General features: G+C 62.6%; 1 protein-coding gene. It reads right to left on the bottom strand.

What is annotated here, in order from left to right; all coding sequences use genetic code 11:
- Positions 1-36 precede the first annotated feature (36 nt).
- The gene (locus tag ACFQU0_RS19825) at positions 37-1,074 is read right to left on the bottom strand and encodes an IS30 family transposase (RefSeq protein WP_382203664.1); all 1,038 of its coding nucleotides are present in this window, start codon (positions 1,072-1,074) and stop codon (positions 37-39) included.
- Positions 1,075-1,127: the final 53 nt, after the last annotated feature.

Here is a 1,127-nt window from a genome sequence, read left to right as displayed (position 1 = left end):
TGGCGGATTCAAATCTGAAGTGCAACACCCTTGGTTTCAATGAACGAGGGTGGAGTGTTGGGGGCTGTTCAGGAGCAGCTCCCGGTAGACCGCCAGAGGGGATCGTACGCCCAAGCCTTTTCTGGGTCGATTGTTGATCTGATCGGCAATGGCATCGAGCTGCTCCTGGCTGTGGATCGATAGGTCGGTGCCCTTGGGCAGGTACTGGCGTACCAGCCCGTTCATGTTCTCGTTGGAGCCCCGCTGCCAAGGGCTGTGCGGGTCGCAGAAGTACACCGCAATGCCCGTGCGTTTGCTCAGTTCCTTGTGCATTGCCATCTCTCTTCCTTGGTCGTACGTCATGCTCTGGCGCATGGGCGCGGCAATGCCCAGCAGCTTGTCCGTGAAGGCCTGCAACACGTTGGCAGCGCTGGCCGGCTTGAACTCGGGCAGCTTGACCAGCATCACCAGGCGGCTGGTGCGCTCGACCAGCGTGCCCACCGCACTGGCGTTGGCAGCACCCTTGATGAGGTCACCCTCCCAGTGCCCGGGGAACTGCCGGTCTTCAATCTCGGGCGGACGCAGGTGGATGCTCACCATGTCGGGAATCTGCCCGCGCCGGTCTTGCCCCTTGCTGCGCGGCACACGCTTGTTGTGGGCGTGGCGCAGGGCGGCGATCAGTTCGCGCTTGAGTTCTCCCACGGGCTGAGCGTAGATGCAGTTGTAGATGGTTTCGTGTGACACGCGGTATCCATGGCCCTTGGGGTACAGGGCAGCCAGTGTCAGGGCAATCTGTTGGGGTGACCAGCGCTCGCTCATAAAGTGGCGCACCGCGCCAAAAAGCCGGCCGTCCCGATGGAGCTTGTTGGGTGGGCGGCCTTGGCTGCGCCGCTGTTGGGCGCAGGCGCATGCTGCGGCACTGGCGTAGCCCGCTGGCTGGGCATTGCGCCGCAGCTCGCGGCTGATGGTGCTGGGCGAACGTCCCATGACCAGGGCCATCTCTCGAACGCCGAACTTCTGTTGGACCAGGCTGGCCAGCGTCACGCGGTCCTCTGTCTGGAGCTGTTGATACCTTCTGGGTGGACTGCTTTGCATCTGCTGACCTTACTCGGTGGCAGGTGTTGCACTTCAGATTTGAATCCGCCGCT

It is taken from the genome of Hydrogenophaga defluvii (assembly GCF_042665235.1).
Taxonomy (GTDB): domain Bacteria; phylum Pseudomonadota; class Gammaproteobacteria; order Burkholderiales; family Burkholderiaceae_C; genus Hydrogenophaga; species Hydrogenophaga defluvii_A.
The sequence above is the reverse complement of the archived record's forward strand: the minus strand, read 5'-3'. Positions and strand labels throughout refer to the sequence as shown.